23 protein-coding genes and 1 rRNA gene are annotated in these 23,006 nt (G+C 57.3%); 2 read left to right on the top strand and 22 right to left on the bottom strand.

Translation table 11 applies throughout. The features are described 5' to 3' along the window. From ABIT76_14940 to ABIT76_14870, 15 genes are all read right to left on the bottom strand, one after another. Positions 1–1,003 (bottom strand): 16S ribosomal RNA (locus tag ABIT76_14940); the annotation flags it as partial. Positions 1,004–1,770: 767 nt separating this feature from the next. Further along, positions 1,771–3,036, bottom strand: a complete 1,266-nt coding sequence (locus ABIT76_14935; protein MEO7934444.1) for a DNA methyltransferase — start codon at positions 3,034–3,036, stop codon at positions 1,771–1,773. A gap of 299 nt (positions 3,037–3,335) precedes the next feature. Next, positions 3,336–4,364, bottom strand: coding sequence for an AAA family ATPase (locus ABIT76_14930; GenBank protein MEO7934443.1), 1,029 nt, complete (start codon positions 4,362–4,364; stop codon positions 3,336–3,338). Continuing rightward, positions 4,361–5,014 carry a nicotinamide riboside transporter PnuC gene (gene pnuC / locus ABIT76_14925; GenBank protein ID MEO7934442.1) on the bottom strand — a complete coding sequence of 218 codons (654 nt, stop codon included), beginning with the start codon at positions 5,012–5,014 and terminating at the stop codon, positions 4,361–4,363. The genes ABIT76_14930 and pnuC overlap by 4 nt, the downstream gene beginning before the upstream one ends. A gap of 2 nt (positions 5,015–5,016) precedes the next feature. Then, positions 5,017–6,048 (bottom strand): ADP-ribosylglycohydrolase family protein, encoded by a 1,032-nt coding sequence (locus ABIT76_14920; protein ID MEO7934441.1) that lies wholly within the window; start codon positions 6,046–6,048, stop codon positions 5,017–5,019. Between the two features lie 239 nt (positions 6,049–6,287). Next, entirely contained in the window at positions 6,288–6,500 is a 213-nt protein-coding gene (locus ABIT76_14915; GenBank protein MEO7934440.1) for a type II toxin-antitoxin system HicB family antitoxin, read from the bottom strand. A gap of 275 nt (positions 6,501–6,775) precedes the next feature. Further along, positions 6,776–7,123 carry a hypothetical protein gene (locus tag ABIT76_14910; protein ID MEO7934439.1) on the bottom strand — a complete coding sequence of 116 codons (348 nt, stop codon included), beginning with the start codon at positions 7,121–7,123 and terminating at the stop codon, positions 6,776–6,778. A 348-nt stretch (positions 7,124–7,471) separates the two neighbouring features. Then, complete coding sequence (locus tag ABIT76_14905) at positions 7,472–8,281, bottom strand: DUF3108 domain-containing protein (GenBank protein ID MEO7934438.1); 810 nt, start codon at positions 8,279–8,281, stop codon at positions 7,472–7,474. Between the two features lie 92 nt (positions 8,282–8,373). Beyond that, positions 8,374–9,093, bottom strand: coding sequence for a tetratricopeptide repeat protein (locus ABIT76_14900; protein MEO7934437.1), 720 nt, complete (start codon positions 9,091–9,093; stop codon positions 8,374–8,376). Beyond that, positions 9,090–11,039: a BatD family protein gene (locus ABIT76_14895; GenBank protein ID MEO7934436.1), complete on the bottom strand. Its 1,950-nt coding sequence runs from the start codon at positions 11,037–11,039 to the stop codon at positions 9,090–9,092. The genes ABIT76_14900 and ABIT76_14895 overlap by 4 nt, the downstream gene beginning before the upstream one ends. Positions 11,040–11,044: 5 nt before the next feature. Further along, complete coding sequence (locus ABIT76_14890; protein MEO7934435.1) at positions 11,045–12,946, bottom strand: VWA domain-containing protein; 1,902 nt, start codon at positions 12,944–12,946, stop codon at positions 11,045–11,047. A 280-nt stretch (positions 12,947–13,226) separates the two neighbouring features. After that, positions 13,227–14,249, bottom strand: coding sequence for a VWA domain-containing protein (locus ABIT76_14885; protein ID MEO7934434.1), 1,023 nt, complete (start codon positions 14,247–14,249; stop codon positions 13,227–13,229). Beyond that, positions 14,246–14,884, bottom strand: a complete 639-nt coding sequence (locus tag ABIT76_14880) for a DUF4381 family protein (GenBank protein MEO7934433.1) — start codon at positions 14,882–14,884, stop codon at positions 14,246–14,248. Before ABIT76_14880 ends, ABIT76_14885 begins: the two co-directional genes overlap by 4 nt. Then, positions 14,881–15,768, bottom strand: a complete 888-nt coding sequence (locus tag ABIT76_14875) for a DUF58 domain-containing protein (protein MEO7934432.1) — start codon at positions 15,766–15,768, stop codon at positions 14,881–14,883. Before ABIT76_14875 ends, ABIT76_14880 begins: the two co-directional genes overlap by 4 nt. A 12-nt stretch (positions 15,769–15,780) precedes the next feature. Next, positions 15,781–16,770: a MoxR family ATPase gene (locus tag ABIT76_14870; GenBank protein ID MEO7934431.1), complete on the bottom strand. Its 990-nt coding sequence runs from the start codon at positions 16,768–16,770 to the stop codon at positions 15,781–15,783. Between the two features lie 154 nt (positions 16,771–16,924). Between ABIT76_14870 and ABIT76_14865 the strand changes: the two genes are divergently transcribed. Next, the gene (locus tag ABIT76_14865) at positions 16,925–17,578 is read left to right on the top strand and encodes a hypothetical protein (protein ID MEO7934430.1); all 654 of its coding nucleotides are present in this window, start codon (positions 16,925–16,927) and stop codon (positions 17,576–17,578) included. Positions 17,579–17,614: 36 nt separating this feature from the next. Continuing rightward, entirely contained in the window at positions 17,615–17,869 is a 255-nt protein-coding gene (locus tag ABIT76_14860; GenBank protein ID MEO7934429.1) for a GlsB/YeaQ/YmgE family stress response membrane protein, read from the top strand. Here the strand turns inward: ABIT76_14860 and ABIT76_14855 are convergent, their stop codons facing one another. The 7 genes from ABIT76_14855 to ABIT76_14825 all read right to left on the bottom strand — a co-directional run bounded on the left by ABIT76_14855 (position 17,870) and on the right by ABIT76_14825 (position 22,816). Beyond that, positions 17,870–18,475 carry a hypothetical protein gene (locus ABIT76_14855; GenBank protein MEO7934428.1) on the bottom strand — a complete coding sequence of 202 codons (606 nt, stop codon included), beginning with the start codon at positions 18,473–18,475 and terminating at the stop codon, positions 17,870–17,872. Between the two features lie 2 nt (positions 18,476–18,477). Beyond that, complete coding sequence (larE, locus tag ABIT76_14850) at positions 18,478–19,257, bottom strand: ATP-dependent sacrificial sulfur transferase LarE (protein ID MEO7934427.1); 780 nt, start codon at positions 19,255–19,257, stop codon at positions 18,478–18,480. Between the two features lie 5 nt (positions 19,258–19,262). After that, a complete protein-coding gene (gene hemQ / locus ABIT76_14845) occupies positions 19,263–20,078 on the bottom strand; it encodes a hydrogen peroxide-dependent heme synthase (protein ID MEO7934426.1) in 816 nt (271 codons plus the stop codon). Between the two features lie 73 nt (positions 20,079–20,151). Beyond that, a complete protein-coding gene (locus ABIT76_14840; protein MEO7934425.1) occupies positions 20,152–20,556 on the bottom strand; it encodes a DUF4405 domain-containing protein in 405 nt (134 codons plus the stop codon). Between the two features lie 50 nt (positions 20,557–20,606). After that, entirely contained in the window at positions 20,607–21,440 is an 834-nt protein-coding gene (locus ABIT76_14835; protein MEO7934424.1) for an FAD:protein FMN transferase, read from the bottom strand. After that, positions 21,424–21,945, bottom strand: coding sequence for an FMN-binding protein (locus tag ABIT76_14830; GenBank protein ID MEO7934423.1), 522 nt, complete (start codon positions 21,943–21,945; stop codon positions 21,424–21,426). The genes ABIT76_14835 and ABIT76_14830 overlap by 17 nt, the downstream gene beginning before the upstream one ends. A 19-nt stretch (positions 21,946–21,964) precedes the next feature. After that, positions 21,965–22,816: a DUF6662 family protein gene (locus tag ABIT76_14825; protein MEO7934422.1), complete on the bottom strand. Its 852-nt coding sequence runs from the start codon at positions 22,814–22,816 to the stop codon at positions 21,965–21,967. Between the last annotated feature and the right edge of the window lie 190 nt (positions 22,817–23,006).

Genomic DNA, 23,006 nt, shown 5'->3' with positions numbered 1-23,006 from the left:
CTTAGAGATACATGTCAAGGCCAGGTAAGGTTCTTCGCGTTGCATCGAATTAAGCCACATACTCCACCGCTTGTGCGGGCCCCCGTCAATTTCTTTGAGTTTTAATCTTGCGACCGTACTCCCCAGGCGGCACGCTTAACGCGTTAGCTCCGGCACGGAAGGGGTCGAATCCTCCCATACCAAGCGTGCACCGTTTACTGCTAGGACTACCGGGGTATCTAATCCCGTTTGCTCCCCTAGCCTTCGTGCCTCAGTGTCAGGAACTGTCCAGAGATCCGCCTTCGCCACTGGTCTTCCTCATGATATCTACGCATTTCACTGCTACACCATGAATTCCAATCTCCTCTCCAGTCCTCGAGCAGGCCAGTATCGAATGCAGTTCCAGGGTTGAGCCCTGGGATTTCACATCCGACTTAGTCTACCACCTACGCACCCTTTACGCCCAATGAATCCGAACAACGCTTGGGACCTCTGTATTACCGCGGCTGCTGGCACAGAGTTAGCCGTCCCTTCCTCTTCAGGTACTATCAAGTCCGCGACAGTTAATCGCTGACAATTGTTCCCTAATGACAGGAGTTTACGACCCGAAAGCCTTCATCCTCCACGCGGCGTCGCTCCTTCAGGGTTTCCCCTATTGAGAAAAATTCTCGACTGCTGCCACCCGTAGGTGTCTGGACCGTGTCTCAGTTCCAGTGTGACTGGTCGTCCTCTCAGACCAGCTACCCGTCATAGCCTTGGTGGGCCGTTACCCCGCCAACAAGCTGATAGGCCGCGAGCTCATCAAGAAGCGTCAGGTTACCCCGACTTTAATATTGCTATCACATGCGGTATTAATTTGCCTTTCGGCAAGCTATCCCCCACTTCTCGGCAGATTACTCACGTGTTACTCACCCGTGCGCCACTAGCCTAATTTTGTATTACTACAAAACTAAACCCGTTCGACTTGCATGTCTTATCCACGCCGCCAGCGTTCGTTCTGAGCCAGAATCAAACTCTCCGAAAAAAGTTTGCGTTGAGACGCTAATCTCAACAAATTTTCTGACCTGATTAATAACCAAGTTACCCGCTGACGAATAACTTGGGTTTGTTCGGTCGAGCCTGCCTCTTCAGACAGACTCTAAATATTTATTATCAAAGAATGTGACGTATAACGCACAATTCAATTTTTGCTGTTTATTGACCGTTCTGAATTTCCGCATCAGGAAAATTTCAGAATCAAATTATCAAATATCCAAGTTCTTTAGCTCTCGCTTTCACGAGACATCAGGCGACAAAAAAACTCAACCTTAGCACCGGACTAAATTTCAATTGTTTGGAAGAGTTGCTTTGCAGCAATTCCACCCACGCTTGCCATTTTAGGCCGGGACAAAATTGAGTGCAATTTGAAGTCCCAAAGTTAAAGAACGTCGCTGCTTTTTGCAGCGTCCCGAGCTTGTCGGGCAGTTACCTTAATCGTTGTTTGGAAGGTGTCAAAAACTTCTTTTGAAAATCTTTTTCACCGCTCCTCGCCGGGATTAACCAGCGATTAGCTAGCAGCGCCACTTTCGTGACTCCCGGCTCGCTGCGGGATGACGACTTTAATCGTCTCTCACACGGTGTCAAAAACTTCTTTTGAAAATCTTTTTCACCGCTCCTCGCCGGGTCAACCAGCGATTTGTGAGGCCCAGATAATGCCACACCTAAAAGGCCTCGCAAGTGCATTTCTGAAATATTTTTTCGCGTGGGTTTTCCCAGGGAAATCCCCGCAAAAGTGCTAGTACTCCATTGCGATTAGGTCTTCCCGAGAAGCACGACGCGATTGGTATTGGTCCCTTTCGTCTGATTGCTCACGCCCCAGCAATTCGCCGTCTTGGTAAACTCCTGGGCATTCACCAGCACCAGATGCGGGTGGAGCCCGGCTGCAGCGGCGGCGGGGATGACCAAATCCTCCATTTGAATGCGACTCCGATCAATTTCCCCAACCTCGAAGGCGATGGCCCCGCCCGGACGGACCACACGGGCGAGTTCCCGGAAACAGAGCGTCATCTCAGCGCTCCAATCGACTTTCAATCGACTCTGCGTCAGCGCCAGTTGCCCCGGATCGATCCCATTAAACCAGCAGCGCAGCCAGTTATCCCCGGCGTAATCCACCATATTGAGAAATGGCGGCGACGTGACGACCAACGACACCGAGCCGACTTCCAGTGGACTCTGCGCCATCGCCGATCCGGTGAAAAAACGTCCCGACGTTCTTTCGGGCACGCCTCCATTGCGCAGCAGCGACGCGGATTTCTTCAAAATGATCGCGGCCACATCCCGACGCGGCGGCGTTTGACTGCGATTCGCATTGATTTTCCGCTGGCGTGCCGCGCTCACCGCCTGATTCGGCGGCAGCGTATAGATCGAAAAAAATCCCGCTGAATGTCCCGTCAGCCGATTCGTCGCCACCATGCGAATCCAGTCGTCCACCGCGTCATTCGACTGCAACTCGACTCGCTTTTGCAGGTGAATCCGCAGCGCCATCAGCTCTTGCAACGTCCCCGGATGATAGAAAACCAGCAAGTCCTCCGTCCCCGGCTCCTCCTCCGACTGGGCCGACCAATCCACCGCCGCCAGCCGCTCGCGGATCGCCTCCAATGACGGAGGACGCAGCCGTGGCTCCGCCAAAATGCGACTGAGCGGATTCACATCATTCCCCGCAGCCCTTCTGCCCAGCAAAGCAGCCTCCAGCACCGTTGTCCCCCGCCCCAAAAACGGATCATAGACCAACTCACCCGGCTGCGTCAGCCGCTCGATAAAAAAACGCGGCAACTGCGGCTTAAAACACGCCCGATACGAAATCTCGTGCAGCGCATGGGCCGCCCGCTGCTTCGACGTCCAAAACTCATTCGTATAAACCGGCACACCGCCACTCGTTTCCGTCACCGCCGTCTTCGCCCCAAAGGCATGGAAGTCCGCCAGTTCCCGATGTAATCCAGCCAGCGAATGCGCAAGATGCGCCCATTCCCCTATTGAAGCCTCACCCGTTTCATTGATGGAGGCTTCAACGCGCAACATACCTGCACGATATAAAATTTCCCTTCCCCGGCAATCGGTATCAGTGTCCCTACCCGCTCAACTCCCCAATCTCCCGCTCCAGCTTCGCCTCCTCGTCTTTCATCCGAGCAATCTCGGCTTCGATTTACGTGACCTGCTTGCCAATCACCGTCTCCAGCAATTCCGCCTTCTCGGCCACCAGCGTGTGCAACTCATATTCCGCGCTGTTGGTTCGGCCAACCTCCCCGTCAAACACTGGGAAACATTCTTACCCACTGCACAATCCCACACCAGCATCTACTCCGACACCCGACTTCGCACTAACCTTTCCCGCCCCAAAATGCATTGGAAACACCTGTCACTATTCCCTCACCTTGGAATAAACGGCGGCAGGTTTCGATTGTTTGACGGAGCCGCTCTTCCACTGATCCTCTCACTATTTCAAATGGTGCGCACTGCCGGGAAAGGGCATCCTCGAACCAACAATGCATTTCATGTCGAATGAATTCTCCATCACGCAGACCGTCTTGGACGAAAGGGATTTCATCGCCAGTGAGAATATACAAATCGACCCGTCCATGTCGTGCAAACTCTTCCAGTAAAGGCGAATGGAAGCCCATGTAGCGACGGTGCCATAAAGTTGTGGCAAAGGCGTTCGTGTCGCAGAAAAGGAAGCGGTTTGCTTCCCGGGCCGCTAGATTTTCCCTGCATGTTTGCTCTTGTGCGATTTCATGAAATTCATCCGTCTTCCATTCCGTCTCGCCCCGCACTTGTTTTTCAAAACTGTATTCGCGTCCGTATTCGGCGACCCAAGTTGTTTTGAAATGTTCCGCCAATGCTTGAGCGAGAGTTGTCGTGCCAGTGGATTCCGCGCCGAGCACCACGATCCGTTTCGCATACCAGCCACGGACCGGCGATGACAGATGCTCCCACTGATCTAACGGATTATTCCTAACCATCGTTCCACTGCACGGCACTGTCTGGCGCGCGTGATCGACCATGACATGGCGGCAGTTCATGTGCGCGGCGTAGGCATCACCGTATTGCTCGGAAGTGAAAACCACATCCGGCGCACGGCCCAGCCAGCGGATTGTATTTGCAGCCCAGACACGCGAGTCGTTTTCGTCGTAGCGGTCATCGATCAGACGGATATCGGCAGCGGGATGCATTTCCTGAAGCCATTCCTGCCGGAGATTTCCAGGAACCGGATCGCTAGGTTTTTCACATACAATGACGACCACCACCGCACATCGCAAAAGTGCGGTATCTATGAGAAAATGGTGCCCAAGATGAGGCGGCAGGAATTTTCCGATCACCACGCCGAGGCCGAATTCCTTTTGCGGATTCATGGCGGAGAAATGTGTAGTTCCTTTTTCCAACGGTAAAGCCCGATCACGCACAGCACGATGAAGCCTGCGTAAAGCACCGCCGTGAGGGGTAGGTGTTTTTGGAAATACAATGGCACATAGATGAGATCCGCCGCGATCCAAAGCCACCAGTTTTCGATTCGTTTCAAGCAAAGCAAATATTGCGCGGCCAGGCAGAGCGTGGTGGTTAGAGAGTCCAAAAACGGCGCGGCTCCATTGATAGCTGTCAATAATTCCCGCAATCCCCACGTTCCGAATATCAAGAACACCGCGATACCGATCCATTCATTCCGGGTCGCGCGGGTAACTTTGAGACGCGAATGATTCCTCCCGCCGTGCAACCACTGCCACCAGCCCCAAATCCCGAGGAATAGGTAGACGCCCTGCAATCCCATGTCCGCGAACAGCCTCGTCCGCCAGAAGACAAACCCGAAAAAGAGATTATTCGCGAGACCGATCGGCCAGTTCCAGATGTTTTGACGCGTGACCAGCCAGACGCAAACTGCACCCGTCACAAAACCGCACGTTTCTGTGAAGTCGATGGGAACCCACCGGAACCACGATACTAACAACAGTGCTAATGAAGACAGGATAAGCAGAGCTATGTCAAACCGCTTGGGCTTCGGATGCATGGTTAGTAAGGTGGAAAAATTCTGCGAAAACCGTGAAACAACACAACGACGAAAAAGAGGAGGTTACGGGGAAGGATGAGGTAGTTGGCAACGGCAGGTGCATTGCCACCTTCAGACCCTTCCAAGGCAGCACCGAGGCGAGTGATGTAGTCCACAGTGTAAGGTCTGTCAGAAAGCTTGTTCAGCCAGTTCGGATTGAAGGCCGCCGCTTCTGCTCCCGCAATTCCTCCTGCGATCGCGGCCACGCTGTCGGTATCTCCGCCGCATGCAATAGCCTCGCTGATAATTATACTAAAATCTCCGCGATGCCGCAGCCAGATAAACAGGACCATCGTCATCGTATGAACCGCATAACCGGAGACTCCTTTGGAAAATCCCATGCCATTTGCAAACGGCCGCGCTTCCGATCCTTCTGCGAGAGCCTTTCGGATTTGTTTCATTGGATGATCCCATTCCTGTGACACCCCTATCTCTTTCATGCGTGCTAGAATTACATCCGCCCGCAACTCTCCACCGGCGGCGAACGCGGCACAATCCGCAGCCATCATCGCCGCTTCCACCGCTTTGCAATCGGTATGCGTTAAAAGCGTGGAAGCCTCTACAAATGCCATACGCAACTGGCTGTCATAGGCGAAATACACCCCAAGGATCGGCGCTCTCATCATTGGTCCGTTGCCTGCGGAATAGACACCGTTGCGACCGGGAGGAAACCCAATCCACAGCTTAATAATAGCTTTTGCTGTAGCTAGGCCAATTCCTGCGGGAAGACCCGCGAACCACCATCTCAATTTCCCTGCCAGCCTCTTTTGAAAAGCCTTCGGATCACCTCCGCATGATAGCAATGCCTGCGAGGAAAAAATTGTATGCTCTGTATCATCACTTAGCATCCCATGTCCGAAGAGAAATCTCTGCTCCAATGGAGATTTCCATCTCTTGCTGATGCGCGCAGGGCTCATTCCCTCCGAAGGTAGCCCTAATGAGTCGCCGAGAGCTGTCCCTAGTAAAGAGTGGATGATTTGTGTTTTCCTATCCATTTGGCAGTAATTGCCACTCAGAGGAGAGTGCGCAAATCTTTAGGTGTTAATCCCGTTTGTTCGAGGATGTCGTGCAAAGTTCGCGCGCGATTTCGCGATGCATGGGAATGACCGTTCGCCCGTGGCCAGTGGAATCCGTTTATTCCAGAGATAGGTGACTTCACGTTTGCCGAAGGATGATGAAACCTGCCTTCCGAGAGCTTTAACGAGTTCCGCGCCAGAAACATCTGGCAAACGGCTCATACAGTGACTTCCACCGTGGCTAGCTGAGGCTCGCCGACCGAGGTTTCCAATTCATCCGAACCCCAAGTCTCGATGTAGAGCTCGATGGCTTCAGCGAGGTTCATCCTGGCTTCCTCCGCTGTTGTTCCTTGTGAGGTCACCGGCAAATCGAGACAACGCGACACAAACCATGTGCCGTCGAATTTGATTGCCGCGTTGAGCTTTATCATCACTGAAAGTCTATTCGAAATAGGCTTAGTGGCAAGTCTTCGTCCCGCAATTTGCGGGCAAGGCGTAACAACAATTCACGCTCTGTGACCGGAGATATGCTTATTTATTCCAGCAGCCTGCTTTGGAAAACTTCGTAGATCCATTTGCGAGGTCCGGCGAAGACGCAGGTGATGGTTCGCGCATCCTCGATCATTTCATATTCGAAGATCACGCGGTGCAATCCCACTCTCAGGCGATGAAATCCATTATCCCAAACTCGAAATTTCGTGGAGCTTCATTCAGGCTTTTTGGGAGTAGGAAACCGCAAAGTGCAAAATCCGAAATCGACGACACCCGGTTCGCGCAGAAACCGTTTGGGAATCGAATAGACATTAAACCGGGCGTCTTCTCCGTAGGCAAACTCGGCCACGCCGGCATTGCGCAGGACGATCAGGTGTTTGCCCACGCCGTCGGTCCCCATGTTCATCACCTGTGCCAGATCGGTGATTGTGAGGGTGGAACCGTCGGACATCATCTTCATCGCTTGCCAGCGAATGTCATTGGCGAGCGCAGCCATCGTCTTCAATTCATTTAAGGCCACTGAGGCGGGTTGGGCGGCGGCTGCGGTAGATTCGAGTTCCATACGAATGGAATAACCACTCTTCCCGTGAGGAACAAGGCCGATCCCGTCGGGATTTGTCCGTTACCTAACGACCCAACTCGTGATACCGGCGGAACTTGTCGGCGAACTGCTGGTCACAGTCTCAATACCGTCGGAATTCCTCCGGGACCGAACCTCCCCACTTCAAATACCGGCGGAATATATCGGTTATCCGTCGCTCCACGCGTCGTTACCGTCGGAACTTGTCGGCGAACCATTCAGCCAACCGTCAATCCCGTAGGACAAAATCTACCCGCCGTCAGCCGTTTCCGAATTACCTGCCGAGCCCTATCTCGCAGTAAACAAGGAAACGAAACCTCACCGCTGGCCTCACTTGTCCAGCTCCACAAAGACCGAGCCGATGAGCAGGTCGGCGCTGAATTTCAGGAAATTGCGGTCGGCGTCGTCGCTAATCCACGCGGTGACGTTCCGGGCTTTGGAGTAAGGCTTCAAGGCGAGGTGCTTGTCCATTCCGGCGAGGTCGAGATGAAGCTTGATTGCCGGAAAAGTGCCCGCGCGGACGGTGATTTTTTCCTTTTCCAGCACTGTGACTTGCGCGACGTAAGGCGAGGCCGTTGCGTAGCTCAGGAAAATGATTTTATCGCCGGTCTGAAGCGGCTGGCTGCGGAGGAGCAGGAGCGAACTTTGCAGGTCAAATACGTTCGGCAGCCGGAGGATTTTCGGCTTGCCGTCGTCGCTCCGCGCGGGCTTCGTTGTGCGAATCCGGGAGACGCGATCCGTGGTAAATTGCAGCGTCGTCTGGCGTTTTTCGTCGGAATACGTTTCCGAAATCTGGTTTTTCACCGGTAACAAAGTCTCCACATCGCACTGTTCCGTGGCCTCGGCGTCGAGCGGATACATCTTGCGCGCCACGCCGCTTGTGCCGCCGGTCATGTGGAGCGTTTGCAGCTTGTCATCGTGGGAAAAAAGAATCGTCACGTGCCCCGCGACCAGTCCCGACCAGCCGCCAGTGTAATGCAACTCGGTGGCCACCGGCAGTGGAAACGCGCCCGGTTTCGGCGGATGCACCTTTGCCACCCAGGCGGGCAGAGGCGTATCCTTGGCCTCAGCGGGGAACGCCCATGCGAGCACGCTGCAAAGCGCGACGAGCGAGGTTTTCCAAGGGAGTTGCGGGATCATCGAGGGAAAATTGAGAAGGATTGAACCCGGCGGGCAGAGGCGCTTTCCAGCCAGTAAACGCAAACCGAGTCGCCAGCGGACGCGGGGGAAATTTACGTTCTCGGGACGACGCGCTCGAGGGATTCGCTGGCAATCCAGCCGAGGGTTTGGTCGGGCAGCCGGCATTCAGTCCACGGGCCGTTGACGCTTGTGATCTCGACCGCCTGCCCCGGTCGGAGCGCGAGAATCGACGGGCTGCTGGCGGTGAAATTTGAGCGTAGTTTCTCATTTTTCAAGACGATCGCCCGGTCCGGCGAGGCGAGCGGCCAGTCGCGCAGATAGAAGCTCGTCGCAGCGATGACGAGCGCCAGCAGACTGAGAATCGCGGTCATGCTCCAGAGGTGACGCGTCCCGCCGAGCACGCGCCATTGAGCCACGAGCGAGAGCAGAAAAATCCACGAGGCGACTGCGATCGCAATCACGCTGAGACGGCTCCCCAGGCGCGGCAGGCGTTCCCACCAATGCGATGGAACTCCGCTCAGGCTATCGAGCCGGAGCTGCGCGTCGGCGAACCCGGGCGCGAGCAGCAGGGCGCGTTCGTAGCTGAGAATGGCGTGCGCCGGGTTGGCGGATTTTTCGTAGGCGAGACCGAGGTTGTAAAAAATCTCGGGCCGATATTCGCCTCGGCGCACGAGGGTTTCGTAAGTCTGGATCGCCGAGCCGAAATCGCGTTTGTTGTAGGCTTCATTGGCGGTCGCGAAAGTGTCGGCGGTGATCGCCGAGGCGAGTTGCATTCCCATCAGGAGCACGAGGCAGAGGCGGAGCAGGTTCATTTGGAAAGGACGTTTTGAAAACGGCGCAGGGACTCGGTCGTGAGTTCTTTGCCGCCGCGCCCTCCGCCGTAAGCCAGCTCGTCGCGGCGGGCAAAAATCTCCCGGACTGTCTCCGCCTCGTCGTTGGCAAACCCGAGCGACTGGAGGATTTCACTGGAACTCGCATGGGGCAGCCCGGCGAGTGCGGCGGTGATCTCGAGTTGGCGCGCGGCGGCGGGGAAGAAAACTACGGGATCAGCCGAGCGCAATGGCGTGGCGAGGGCGGTTTTTTCCTTGGTCAACCGCAGGCGCGTGGCCTCGGTGGTGTCCGGCGCGAGGGCGGCGGCGATCTTCGGCCAGACCAGCGCGCCGAGCAGGAGCAGCGGCAGGCTTTGCCAGATCCAGAAAGTGCGCGTCTGCCAGAGGGGAATGAAACTCCCGATCTCGGTGGCGAGCGCCGTTTTCACCGGAGGCAAATCGGATTCCGCAGTCGAAGCGAGGGGAGTTGGAGTCGATTGTGCGGCAGATTTCGATGGAACTGGCGTCGCGGCGACGATGGCCTGGCCCTCGACTTGCACGGAAATGGGCGGCGATTTCAGCGTGATATATTTCTCCTGCGCCGGGTCGAAATAAACGAAACTCGTTTCCGGCAACTGCGCTGCCTTGCGCTCGGGGATGATCGCCATGTCGAAACTTTTGTCGCCGGAAACGCCCATTTCATCGGTCGGCACGAGCTTGCCGGTCGGCGGATACGTGCGCCAGCCGTCGGTGCTTGCGAGGGTCGGCGCGGTGACGAGATCAAAGTTACCGCGACCGGAAATGACGGAGTTGTAAGTAATCGGGTCGCCGATTTTCACCGTCGTGGGCTTGGCCGAGGCGGTCATGGTGAATTGCCCGACAGCGCCCGCAAACCCGGCTGGACGCGGCGACGGGAGCGTCTTGATGTGGAGCGTTTTCGGGTCGGAACTGAGGGTCATTTCGCGTTCGACGCGCTGGTTTCCGAAGAAATTGGCAAAGGGATCGCCGCCAAATGGATCGTCGAACGGACTGCGCTGGCGGCGTTTCTGCGGCATGCCGACGACGAAGTTGAGCGAAGACGGACCGACGGTGAGGTCGCCCGATTTCGCCGCGACGAGACTGGTCTGGTAAATGAGCACGCGAAAGTCGTGGCCCTTGATCGTCTTCTGCTCGAGCCGCGCCTGCGGGAAGCGGAGTTTGGAAAATCCCTCGCCGTCGATCTGCGGCGATTGTCCTGGAGGGTTGAGTTGGAACGTAATCGAGCTGTCGAAGTAAAACCGCACCTCGACCGGGACGATCTCGCCGACGTAGGCCGTGTCCTTGGGCAGAAGCAATTCGGCGAAAATCTTCGGCGTGGTCGAGCCGTCGTCGTCTGCGTTGGACGAGTTGGCGGAATTGCCGCCCGCGCCTTTTTCGACGGTGATCACGATGGGTTTCGTGGTGTAACTCTGGCCGCCGGTCTCCAATGTGATCTCTGGAATGGTGAATTTCCCGGCTTTCTGCGGGGTCACGAGATAGGTCAGGACGGTGGACATGGTTGCGCCGAAGCCGCTGCTGAGTTCGAAGCGCTGGCTTTTTCCCTGGAGATTAATGTCGAGCCCGTCGGCCTCGATGTGGGCTGGAATGTTGGCGTTGCGTGCGCCGGTGACGGTGATCGTGAGCCGGATCGGCTCGTCCGCAGTGGTCGAGGTGGAGGAGACGTTGGCCGTGACGCTGGCGTTCTCGGCGTGGACGAACGGGATGAATAGGAGAAGCGCCACGAGCAGGAAGGCGATCCGGGAGCGCACGCGTTTGCCTCGGTGGGTAAATATTGGCGAGGCGATCTGCCGGTTCGCGTGTTCCAGCGAACGTCTCGTCCGATGGTATGGAAGAGCTTTGAGGCGAGACACCTCAAAGAGCACGCGAGACGCGTGCGCTGCCGGGGAAATGTGGTTCGTTGCGCTGTTCATTGAAATTACCAATCTTTCGCCACGGGAGCCTCTCTGGCTTGCTCGCGCAAATTCACGCGTTCCTCCTCGCCTTGCATCGCTTCGATGAGGGCGCGGGCTTGTTGCTGGCTCATTTTGCCATCCTGCTCTTGCTCGGGTTTTTCGGCCTCGCCGATCTGACCTTCCTTCGGCTCATCCTTTTTTTCATCGCCCTGATTCGCCTTTAACTCGCCTTCTTTTTTCTCGCCGGGGGTGGGCATCGCGTCGGCTTTGTCGGGCTTTTCACCGTCCTTTTTCTGCTGCTTCGGATCGCCCGATTGCGGCACTTGATCGGGTTTGTTCTGTCCGTTCTTGCCGTTTTTATCGTCCTTGGGCTGGCCTTGGTTTTGTTTCTGGTCGGCGTCCTTCTTCTGCTGATCCTTGGAATCTTTGCCGTCCTGTTTCTGATCATTCTTGGCCTGATCCTGCTGCTGGTCCTGCTGATCTTTCTTGTCCTTCTCGTCGCGCTTTTGCTGCTCCTCTTTTTTCTTTTCGTCCTCCTTGAGCAGCTTGTCCACGAGGTCACGATTCGTCTTGGCGTCGTCGTATTTCGAGTCAATCTTCAGCGCCTCATTGTAATGCGATATCGCCTCCTTCCAGTCCGCGATGGCCTCCGTGCGATTCTTCTCCAGCTTGTCTTTGCCGATTAGAAACAACGAATTTGCCGCGTTGTATTCCGCCTTTTTGCGCACATCCCGGTCCGGGCTCGTGGCCGCCTTGCCAAACGATTTCAGCGCGTCCTCGGGCTTCTCCTTTTTATAAGCCTCCCAGCCCTCGTTAAACGCCCGTTTATCGCGGTCAAAGAACTGAAACTCCACCGCCTGCGCTCTCTCCATCGGCAGCAGCGCCAGCCATGCGCATGCCACTCCGGCGGCACGTCGCGACACCTTGCGATCACTCAGACTTTGGGCCAGCACAAACAACACAATGGCTAGACCCAGCGGCCATTGATAGCGTTCAATCGGCCGCCGCGAGCTAAACTGGCTCCCCTCGCGCTGCTCCAGCTTTTGGATGCCGTCGTTCAATAGCGTCTGCACCGCATTCGACCCGTTTTCGAGGTGAACATAGAAGCCGTCCGCCGCAGCCGCGATCTCCTTCAGGCGACTTTCATCCAGCTTCGTCTTCACAAATTGCCCCGAGTCATCGCGCACAAACGTGCTCGTGCCGTTCTCCTGGATCGGAATCATCGTCCCCGCACTCGACCCCACGCCGACCGTAAAAATCCGCACGCCCGCCGCCTTCGCCAGGGCGGCAGCTTTCAGCGCATCCGCGTCCAACTCCTCGCCATCGGTAAACAACACCAGCGCCTTGTTTGCCCCCTCCGCCTTGCCAAACGCTTGCAGGCTCACCTGGATCGCTGCGGCTAGATTCGTGCCGCCCTTGGGGATGATCGTCGTGTCGATTTCCTCCAGCGAATCCTGCACCGCGCTGTAATCAATCGTCAGCGGTGCCTGCAAAAACGCCGTCCCGGCAAACGCCACCAGCGCCACCCGGTCGCCCTCGAGTATTCGCAATAAATCCTGCACCGCCAGTTTCGCGCGGGAGAGTCGATTGGGAGTCACATCGTCGGCCAGCATGGAGCGCGACGTGTCGATCGCCACCACGACATCGCGGCCTTTGCGCTTCACCTCCTGCGTTTCAAAACCGGCTTGCGGACGAGCCAGCGCTACGATCAACGCCGCCAGACTGAGCAGAGTGAGGGCAAACCGCGCGAGCCGTTTCCCCCGCGAGATGCCCTGGAGCAGCACCGGGCGGAGTTTGGGAGCAATCAGTTGCGCCAGCCGTTTCTCGGAGCGTTTCTCGGCCAGAAAATAGAACACCGCGAGCAGCGGCAGGAGCAGCAACGCAAAAAACCAGAGCGGCGTGGCAAATGTGACGGGAAAATTCATGCCGCAAGCCTTTCATTCGAGTTCCAATGCATTGCAGAGGACTTCCCCATGCCGACCGGGCTCTCGGTGATGGTGCCTCCTCGTTCCCAAGTTGCACTTGGGAACGGGCTTGTCCCGGCAGTTGCACCGCCTGCTGGCACTTCAGTGGCAGCTCGATTTAAACCCAACGGCCCAAAGACTTCTGCGCGTTCCGGCAGCACAGCTACCCAGACAAGTGCGTTCCCAAGTGCAACTCGAGGGGAAATCTGCCGTTTCGCGGCTTCAAGGTTCATCTTCCCGATCATGGCGAGCGCCTCCAGATCGTTTGCTCTAATAAGAAAGGCACTGCGATTAGAATGAAACCCGCCCCTAAAAACCACGGAAACAGGTCCCGGTAATTGCGATACAACTTCGTCTCGATGGTCGTCTTTTCCAGCTTGTCGATCTTGTCAAAAACGTCGTTGAGCGACTTCGTGTCGGCGGCGCGGAAGTAGGCGCCCTTGCTGATCTCGGCGATTTTTTTGAGGCCCTCCTCTTCAAATTTCATCATCACGTTGGCGTAGGTGATGTTCCCAAATCCGTCGCGCAAGGGAAACGGGACGATCCCGTTCGTCCCTGCGCCGATGGTGTAAATCTTGATCCCGAGCGTGCCGGCGGCCTCGGCGGCGGTGATGGGCGAAACGCGGCCCGCGTTGTTGTCGCCGTCGGTGAGGAGGACGATGAGCTTGCTTTTGGCGTCCTTGTTTTTGAATCGGCTCGCGGTCGAAGCGATGGCCGATCCGATGGCGGTGCCGTCTTCGACCATACCGATGCGGACGCGGTCGAGGTTCTGGATGAGCCAGTCGTGGTCGAGTGTGGGAGGGCTCACGAGATAGGGCCTGCCCGAAAACGCGACGAGCCCGATGCGGTCGTTGGGGCGTCCGGTGATGAACTTTTGCGTGACTTGCTTCACGGCCTCCAAGCGGTTGGCGCGCTTGAAGCCGATAGTGAAATCCTCCGACAACATCGAGCGCGAAACGTCGATGGCGAGCATGATGTCGATGCCACTCGCCTGTGTTTCCGTGCGCGAGGTGCCCCATTGCGGACGGGCCAGCGCGATGATCAATGAGGCGAGTCCGAGTGCGGTCAAAGTCGCGAGAAAGGCTCCGGCGCGCGACTTGCGCATTTGCCCGAGCGTGCGAACGAGGTTTGTGGACGAGTAAATGACTGCCGCCGAGCCGCCACGTTTCCCACGCAACCAGGCGAGCACGGGGATGAGGAGCAAGAGTAGCAAAAAGAGCGGCTGGATGATGGCCAGCCCAGAGCCGAGTTCCAGTGGTTTCACGGCGTTTGACCTCCCTGGACGAACTGCCGCGCCTTGTCCCATAGTTCGCGATTATCCGCGCTGGTGGCCTGGAGTTTGGCAAATTCAATGAGGTCGCTTTTATCAAGAAACGACTTCAGCAGAGTCTGATCCGACTCGCTGAAAGTGGCCGATTGCGCAAGCGATTGGAGGAATTCCTGCGACGTCTGCCGCGTGGCCGGGATTCCATATTGACCCACCACGAACCGGCGCAGCACCGAGGCGACTTCCACGGTAAACTCCGACGGCGCATCGGTGTCGATGTGTGGCTGGAGCGCGTTGAGCGAATCGAGTGCGGCCTGACGTGGCGGCGGAGGCGGCGTGTGGGCGTGTTTCCAGCGTTTCCGCAGCCACCAAACGAGTGCGACCACGATCAAAGTCGCCAAAACCGTCAGCACGATCACCGCCCAGAGCGGGAGAAACGGGATGTCGTAGCGCCCCGCAAACGGCTTGAACTCCGGCGGCAGCGTGGCCTGGGCGAGAAAAATCCCCGGGAGCGCACGCGTCCCGCGTGTTCCTGCGGACGTCTCGTCCGATGGCGAGAACCGGCCCTTTCGCGAGACGCAAAAGGGAACACGCGAGACGCGTGCGCTCCCTGGAAAAGGCGACCATTTCATCGGAAGCCGGCCCTCCGTTCGCGGGTTTTGAAAAACTGCCGCAGCGCGGGCAAATAATCTTTGTCCGTGCGCAGGCGGATTGAGTCGATTTTCTTCCCGCGAAAAATGTCCTGCCAGTCGCGCCAGACTTGAGTTGCATTCGAATGGAACGCCTCGCGCACCCGACGATCCGACGTGTTAACCTCGATTTGTTCGCCCGTTTCGGCGTCCTCCAGCGTGACGCGTCCGATGTCGGGTAATTCCTCCTCGCGCGGATCGACCACAGCCAGCGCGATGAGATCGTGCCGCTGGCTGGTGACGGAAAGTTCGCGCTCGAAGGACTCCGTTTGAAAATCCGAGAGCAGAAAAACGACGGCCCGCCGGGTCAGCACGCGGTTGAGGTAATTCAGCGCGACTCGCGGATCGGTCCCGCGTTGTTTCGGCTCGAAGAAGAGGATTTCCCGGATCAAACGCAGCGTGTGGGTGCGGCCTTTTTTCGGCGGAATGAAGAGTTCCACGCCTTCGCTGAAGAGGAGCAAGCCGACTTTGTCGTTGTTGCGGATCGCGCTAAAGGCCAGCACGGAAGCGACTTCCGCCGAGAGATCGCGCTTGGAATTTTCCACGCTGCCGAAGACGCCCGATGCGCTGACATCGACCACGAGCATGACGGTGAGCTCACGTTCCTCGGTGAATTTCTTGATGTACGGCTCGCCGGTGCGCGCAGTCACATTCCAATCGATGGAGCGGATTTCGTCGCCGGCCTGATACTGCCGCACCTCGTCGAAATTCATCCCGCGTCCCTTGAAAACGGAATGATACGAGCCGGCGAAACTCTCGTTCACCAGCCGCCGCGTGCGGAGTTCCAGCTTGCGAATCCGGCTTAAGATCGATTTCGTGCTTTCCACTTTTGGGAGAAATCAGGGAACGGGCAGACCCTCGAAGACTTTCTGGACGATCATTTCCGAGGTCATTTCCTCGGCCTCGGCCTCGTAGCTGATGCCGACGCGGTGACGCAGGACATCGGTGCCAATGGTTTTGATGTCCTGCGGCGTGACGAAGCCGCGGCCGTTGAGAAACGCGTTCGCCTTCGCGGCGAGTGTGAGTGCAATCGTGGCGCGCGGGCTGGCGCCGTAGCGGATCATACCGTCGAGCGCGAGTTTGTAAGTCGCGGGTTGGCGCGTGGCCCAGACGACATCGACGATGTAATCTTTCACGCGATCATCGACGTAGATTTCGTTGACGATTTCGCGGGCCTTGATGATGTCAGACGGCTCGGTGATGGCTTGAACGTCGAGTTTCGGAGCGGACGTTCCCATGAGGTCGAGGATGCGGCGTTCCTCGGCTTTGGTGGGGTAGCCAACGGAAAGTTTGAGCATGAAACGGTCGAGCTGCGCCTCGGGAAGCTGATATGTGCCCTCCTGTTCGAGCGGGTTCTGGGTGGCGAGGACGAGAAATGGATCGGGCAGTTTGTAAGTCGTCTCACCGATGGTCACCTGGCGTTCCTGCATCGCTTCGAGGAGCGCGCTCTGGACTTTCGCAGGAGCGCGATTGATTTCGTCAGCGAGGATCAGATTCGAGAAAATCGGCCCGTGTTTCGTCGTAAACGCCCCGTCACGCGGGTTGTAGATTTGAGTTCCAATCAAATCTGCGGGCAGCAAATCCGGGGTAAACTGCAGCCGCTGAAACCCCGTGCGAATGGTGGACGCCAGCGTTTTCACAGTCAGCGTCTTGGCCAGGCCGGGCACGCCTTCGAGCAGCACGTGGCCGTTGGTCAACAGGCCGATGAGGAGCCGGTCGATGAGATATTTCTGACCGACCACGACGCGGCCGATTTCTTTTTGAAGGGGAGCAATCCAATGGCTGTGTTCCTGGACTTGGCGGGTGATTTCGTCGGTGGCGCTGGGCATAAATTCGTGGATAGAGAGACAGTCTGACCCGCCGTGCGTTCGATTTTTCCGAAACCAGGCGGTGTCTCGTCCGAGGAAATGGAGAAACGCTGGCAGCGGCAAGTTGTTTTCGCGCAGCAGTTTGGGAACGGAAGCTGCTCTAAATATAACCATCATGCCCATCATCGGCGGTAATACCGAACTTCCACTCCCAGATTTGCTGACCACGCTGCGCAACCAGCATGGTCGGCTGACTTTCAGTGATATCGGGCCCGTCTCCAGCGTGGAGATTTACCTCATGCCGTCGTTTATCTGCGGCTTCTTCGTCCTCGGCGTCTGCGTGACGGACGAGGCGGTGATCCTCGAAAAACTCGTCGCCATCACGGCGGCGGCGCGGGGAAAATTTCATTTCGAGCCGTTGCCCGCCGAAATCATCAACCAGCGCGTCCGCCTCTCCATCGACGGCGCAAACCTGGCCGTGGTCACCATGGCCGACGAGATCGCCTGGCGGCAGTCGGATTTCATTCTGCCGTCGAAAATGGTCATCCTCAACCAGAGCGACTGCCAGTTTGATGACCCGATCGTTGCCTCCTTTTTTGCGCGTGCCCATGAGTTGCTCGAGATCGGCGCCGACGCGCAGCTACTCGCCGTGAAGATGCAGGTCTCGATCATCCAGGCGCAGTTCTACATTTTGAAAATGATGGAGGCCGGCGCAGTGAAAATCGGGATGCCCACGAGCGGTCGCAGCGGACGTCCGAGTCCGATCATTGTCCAATCGTCGCGCTTCTCCATCCTTACGACCCGCCGCGTGGTCCACTCGCGGAACTAATACATCCGCGCACTGTCGTTAGTCCGTTCATGGTGTATGAACCACGGATTTCTCTACATGCTTTTCATCGGCCTCATCATCGGGGCCGTTGCCAAATTCCTCACTCCCGGACGCGATCCAGGCGGCTGCATTATCACCATGCTCATCGGCATCGCCGGCTCCATGATCGCGGGTTATGCGGGCCGCGCCATGGGCTGGTATGCCGAGGGCGAACCCACCGGATTCATCGCCTCGGTCGTCGGCGCGATCATTCTCCTGCTCGGCTATCGGATGATCGCCGGGAAGAAATAGCTAGTCTTCCAGCAGCAGCGAACGCGACCAGCGGCGCACCAGCCGTTCCGCTTCTTGATTTCGCAGATGATGATAGTAAACGCCGCCGTAGTTGTCGGTGTCGATCAAGCCGCCGATGGCTAGCAAATAAGTGATCCGACTTGGATTGCTATCAGAGGTTAGCAGGACCGGGAGATTCGTCTGCGCGATCTTCTTTTCCACACGCAACGTCTCCAGCACGCGCCAGAGGCTGTCAAGTTCGCTAACAGTCGGATGGACTTGGGCAAAAAAGTTTTGCCACACGCCCGAGGTGAGCCGCACGGGAATGGAAAGCAGACTCAGCAGGGCGCGTCCGAGATGAAATTTTTCGTGTTGCCGCTCCCATTTTTTCACCAGCCAGGTCACGGAAAACAGCACGGCGGCGACAATCAGAAAATGATTGCGAACCGAGAGCGTGCTAGGCGCATCGACTCCTCGGATCGTGGTTAGAACCATCAATTCCATCCAGAGCACGATGCCGTAAATAACGATCCAACTCGCCACGCTGCCAACGAGGCAGCCGATGGCTAGAAGCACGGCGCGCTGGTTGTGCTGGCGGAAATATTCCGCGAGTCCGGGCGGGCTCACAGTTAGGTGGGCGAACGGTAGCCCAGCGGATCGATCTCCACCTCGCGATAGCCGACCGCGCGAACGCCGCCTAACAACGCCGCAGATAACGATGGAACTCGACTCATCTCCGAAGGGGCGATCTGGACTTTGGCCGACTCGTCGGAAAGATGGCGCACCCGGAAGATCTGGAAGCCGAGACTTCTAACATACTCCTCGGCCAGCTCGATCTTTTGCAATGCACTGGAAGTCACCCGCACGCCGTGGGGAATGCGGGAGCTGAGGCACGGTTGTGCCGCGTCGTCCGCTGTGGGCAAGCCGATTTCTCGAGAGAACTGGCGGATCTCCAGCTTGGTTAGACCGCATTCTTTCAGCGGGGCGCAGACGGAAAATTCCCGAGCCGCCACGACTCCGGGTCGAACGTGTCCGGCGTCGTCCAGGTTTTCTCCATAAGCTAGAAAACGAAAGCCATTGGCGGCGGCGTAGGCGTCCATGCTTTTGAAGAGTTCAGCCTTGCAGAAGTAGCACCGATTCACTGGATTCGTGGCGTAGTCTTCCTGTGTTAGCTCGGTCGTTTTCAGCACTTGCAGATTCGCACCTAACTCCGCTGCTAACTTTTTGGCTTTGCCGAGTGAAACACGCGGCAGACTGGGCGAATCGGCGATGATCGCAGTCACATTGTTACCTAACACCCGCTGCGCGACCGCCAGAAGAAATGAGCTATCCACACCACCGGAAAACGCGACTAACATCGGAGCCCGCGCCGCTAGATACGCCTCTAACTTAACGAGCTTCGCGTCCATAGGAGTTAGACTCGTAGCTGGTGAAAGAGTTCGTTCAGCGGCATTTGCAGACCGATGAAGAAGTCGCCAAACTCCGCATACTTCGCGCTCACTTCATCGAAACGCATCTCGTAAACGATCGCCTTGATCTCAAACAAATCGTGCGCAAACAACGTCACGCCCCACTCTGCATCGTCGAGCCCGGTCGAGCCCGTGATGAGCTGTCGCACGCGTCCCGCATAGGTGCGGCCGACCTTTGCATGACCCGCCATGAGCTTCTTGCGTGCCTCGAAATCGAGCGCATACCAATTGTTAGTCGCATCGCGCCGTTTGCTCATGGGGTAGAAGCAAAACACCGGCCAGTCGGGCATGTTAGGATTCAACCGGTCCTTCGCGTATTTCTCCATCCGCTGGGTGAAATCGGTCATCGCGGCTGTGTGTTCGGGAGATCCGGCGGCATGGCCTTTTTCCTCTGTTACGGATGCGCCGTATTCCGCGTCGGACATCGTGTATTCGCTCCGCTCCGTCATCGAGAGAAAGGAAAAAACCGGAGTTAGAATCTCCTCACCGAGAGAGAGCGAGAGCTTTTTTTCCAGCGCGTTTGCGGCGATGAGATCGTTGGTTAGAAGCATGAAGCCGAGGTCGGCTTTCGGCGAGATCATGCTGAAGGTTAGCAACTGCGTCTGCGGCAGCGAGCGCGCCTCCTGCACGAGCTCGGAAAGATCGGTCTTGGCGCGAATTTTTTCCTCGGGTGTGAGCAGTTCCCATTGGCCGTGCTCGACGCGGTAAAAGAGGTGTAGCACATACCAGCCTTCCTTCGGCACGAGAGGTTTTTCGATCATAGACGGTCATCATCGAATCGCCCGGCCCAACGGTCAAACCGATACTTGGCGGCGGCACCCTGAGCGTGTTGCATCAGATGGTTTCGCGGAGGCGTTTGCGGCTGAGGCGGCCCGCGTAAATATGCCAGACCAGCGCCACGGGAAACGTGAGGCCGAGCCACCAATGCAGCCAGCTCGTGAGGCCGCGCAGGCGTTCATTGCCAGCGTAATAGAGGCCGTAGCCAGTGAGAACGAGCAGGAAATTAAACGTCAGCATGACGCTGCCGGTGAATTGGTTTTTGCCGGCTTTCCAGGAGCGTTTGACGTGAATCGGGAGGAGCGTGCCCAGTAGAACGAGCATGGCAAAGGCCGCCGCGCCGTGGGCTCGCAAGATCCAGGGCTCGGCCGGGTGAGGAGCGGGGCCAAATTCCCCTTCGACCTGTCCATAACGATGCAACCCGGCCCAAAAAATTCCGGTGAGCAGGAGGACGATAAACACGCTGTAAAGCGCGATTCGATGCCGCCGACTGAGTCTAAAGGAGCCGCCTCTCATGCCACTGCCAATCGATTCTGCACGTAGGATTGGGCGCGATATTTTCGCAGAATCCTGGGCGATGCACCCAGGGCGATGACTTTCGTGAGGGCGTCGGCGACGGCGGCTGTGGGGGCGATCACGGAGACGCTGCCGTCGGCGGAAAGTGGCTGGCGCGAAATGCCGTGAATGAGGGCCGTGATCCGAGTGCCATCGTGCTGGCGGCTTCGATAATAACCGGCGCTGGTGGCCACGGCGGCGTTCTGAAGTTGAATTATGGCCGCCCGCTGTCCGGGGTCGCTGGCGTGGCGAATGGCGACCGGCCACGGCTCGTTACCGAAGGCTCGCAAATCGCCGCCGGCATTGACCAGGCCGGCTGCGATACCGGGGAAACGCATCAATTTTCGCACGGCCACGTCCACGGCGAATCCCTTGGCAATGCCACCCAGGTCGATGGTGAGCGGTTGCGTTTTCATTCCAGTTCCATCGGAATGGAGGTGCAGATCGCGCCACGACCCGGAGTGCCGGGGAGTCGGGGGGAGAAAACCCAGCGCGGCCAATGCGGGTGCCACGGTGATGTCGAAGACGCCCCCGCTGTCCTCCGAAAGCTGCGCGGCGAGGCGCAAGACCCGATGGGTCCAGGGATGTAGGCGGATTTTTTTTCCCACGGGAGTGGCATTGAAATGGGAAACATCACTCGCCGGATCGTGAAAACTCATCAGCCGATGGACCTTTTCGATCTCGGCAAATGCGGCCTCGACCGCCTCTTCGGCGCAGGTTCCGCGAGCGTTGATCTCGACGAAGGTCCCGAGCAGCGGACGGGCCCGGCGATGTTCAACGCAGGGCGACATGGCTGGTGGCGAGCAACCGGCGGACGCCCTCGGTGATGTGATTCGAGGAGAGCGTGGCTCCGCTGATGTTCTGGATATCGGAGTCCAGTTTGATCGGACTGGCGACGGTTTTTCCGGTGAATTGGGCGCGCCATTTCGGGTTGCGCACCTCGCCGCCGTAGGTCTCGCGATATTCCATAATCTCGATGCCCTGCACGCTGCCGTCGGCCCGAATGCCGCAGGCCCAGGTGATGAATTCGTGTTTTCCGATGACTTCATCGACGATAAACCACCCGCCGCCGGCCACTTTCCAGGCCTGCACTTCGGCCTGGCGCACGCGCACTTTGCAGGCGGCCTCAATGGCTTTGCGCTGCTCGGGCGTGAGGGTCATGGGGGCCGCGGTGCAGGTTTTTCCTGGGAAAATGGCCTGCTGCGCCTGCGCCACGGTGAGATAGATCTCGCCATGACCCGCCACCGCGCTGCCGATGAGCGCGACGGGGGTGATGAGAAAGGTGTTGAGTTTCATCCCGATGAAGAGGGCGGAGTTAGAAGTTAAAGCCCACTTTCAGACGGGTCTCGTTGCGGGCTTCCTCGGCGTAAGCTTTGCCATTGGTCACTTGATCGACCTCGTTGCCGAAGACTTGGTAGCTATAACTGAGGGTGGCCCACCAGTTTTTCGCCCCGTAATGGATACTCGGCCCGGCAAAGAGCACGCAATGCTCAAAATTCCCCATGTCGAACTTCGGATACTCCGAGCGGAAATGCGTTTCCACTCCGGCAAACCAGTTCGGGGCAAACCGATACGACGCTCCGACGCCTGCTTCCAGCGCGAGTTCGTGATCGTATTCCTCGGCGGGTTTTTTGCCCCAGGCGAATTGCACTCCGGTGTTGAAATGGAAGATGAGCGTGTCGTCGAGGTAGTTCTTATGGAGGATGATCTGAGGGTTGATGAACCATTCCTTTTGATCGAGGCCGCCGACGTCGTCCTTCACGAGATAGCCGCCCTCCATGCGCAAGGCCAGGCCGATGCCGTCTTTGAAGGGGCTGAGCAAACGATACTTCGCGCTGGCTTCGACGCCGCCAAAGAGGAGATTTTTTCCATTATCCAGCTCCTCGACGTTCTTGAGGTTGAAGTAGTGGTTCGTGACCGACACTCCGACCTGAAACTGATCGGTGATGCCATATTCCACTTCGGTATCGTAATCCCAGGCGTGGTATTGCCCGGAGACTTTGCCGGTGCGGAGAGTGACGAATTGATACGCATCGAAGTGGCCAGCGGGCAGGGTTTCGGCTCCGCGCACCCAGCCGAAGAGATGTTCGTCGGCGTGGAGAGAGGGAGTGGTGAAGCCGCCCAGACCGACGGCGAGTGAGGTAAGAAACAAGGTGAGTTTTTTCATGAGGTCACACTATTGAGACGGAATCTCAAGAAGCAAGCAATAAATGCGACTGAATCTCATAAAAGAACGTTTACGAGGGGAATATCCCTCCTTCCGAGCCGCCCTACCCCACTTCGGAACCGCTCTCAAGCGGACGAAACAGGACCGAAAGCGGTCGCCGGAGGCAGGTGAGCGGTGCGGTGTCGCTCTG

This window comes from Chthoniobacterales bacterium (assembly GCA_039930045.1).
In the GTDB taxonomy this organism is placed as follows: Bacteria; Verrucomicrobiota; Verrucomicrobiia; order Chthoniobacterales; family DASVRZ01; genus DASVRZ01.
This window is presented reverse-complemented; position numbering and strand designations above follow the sequence as displayed.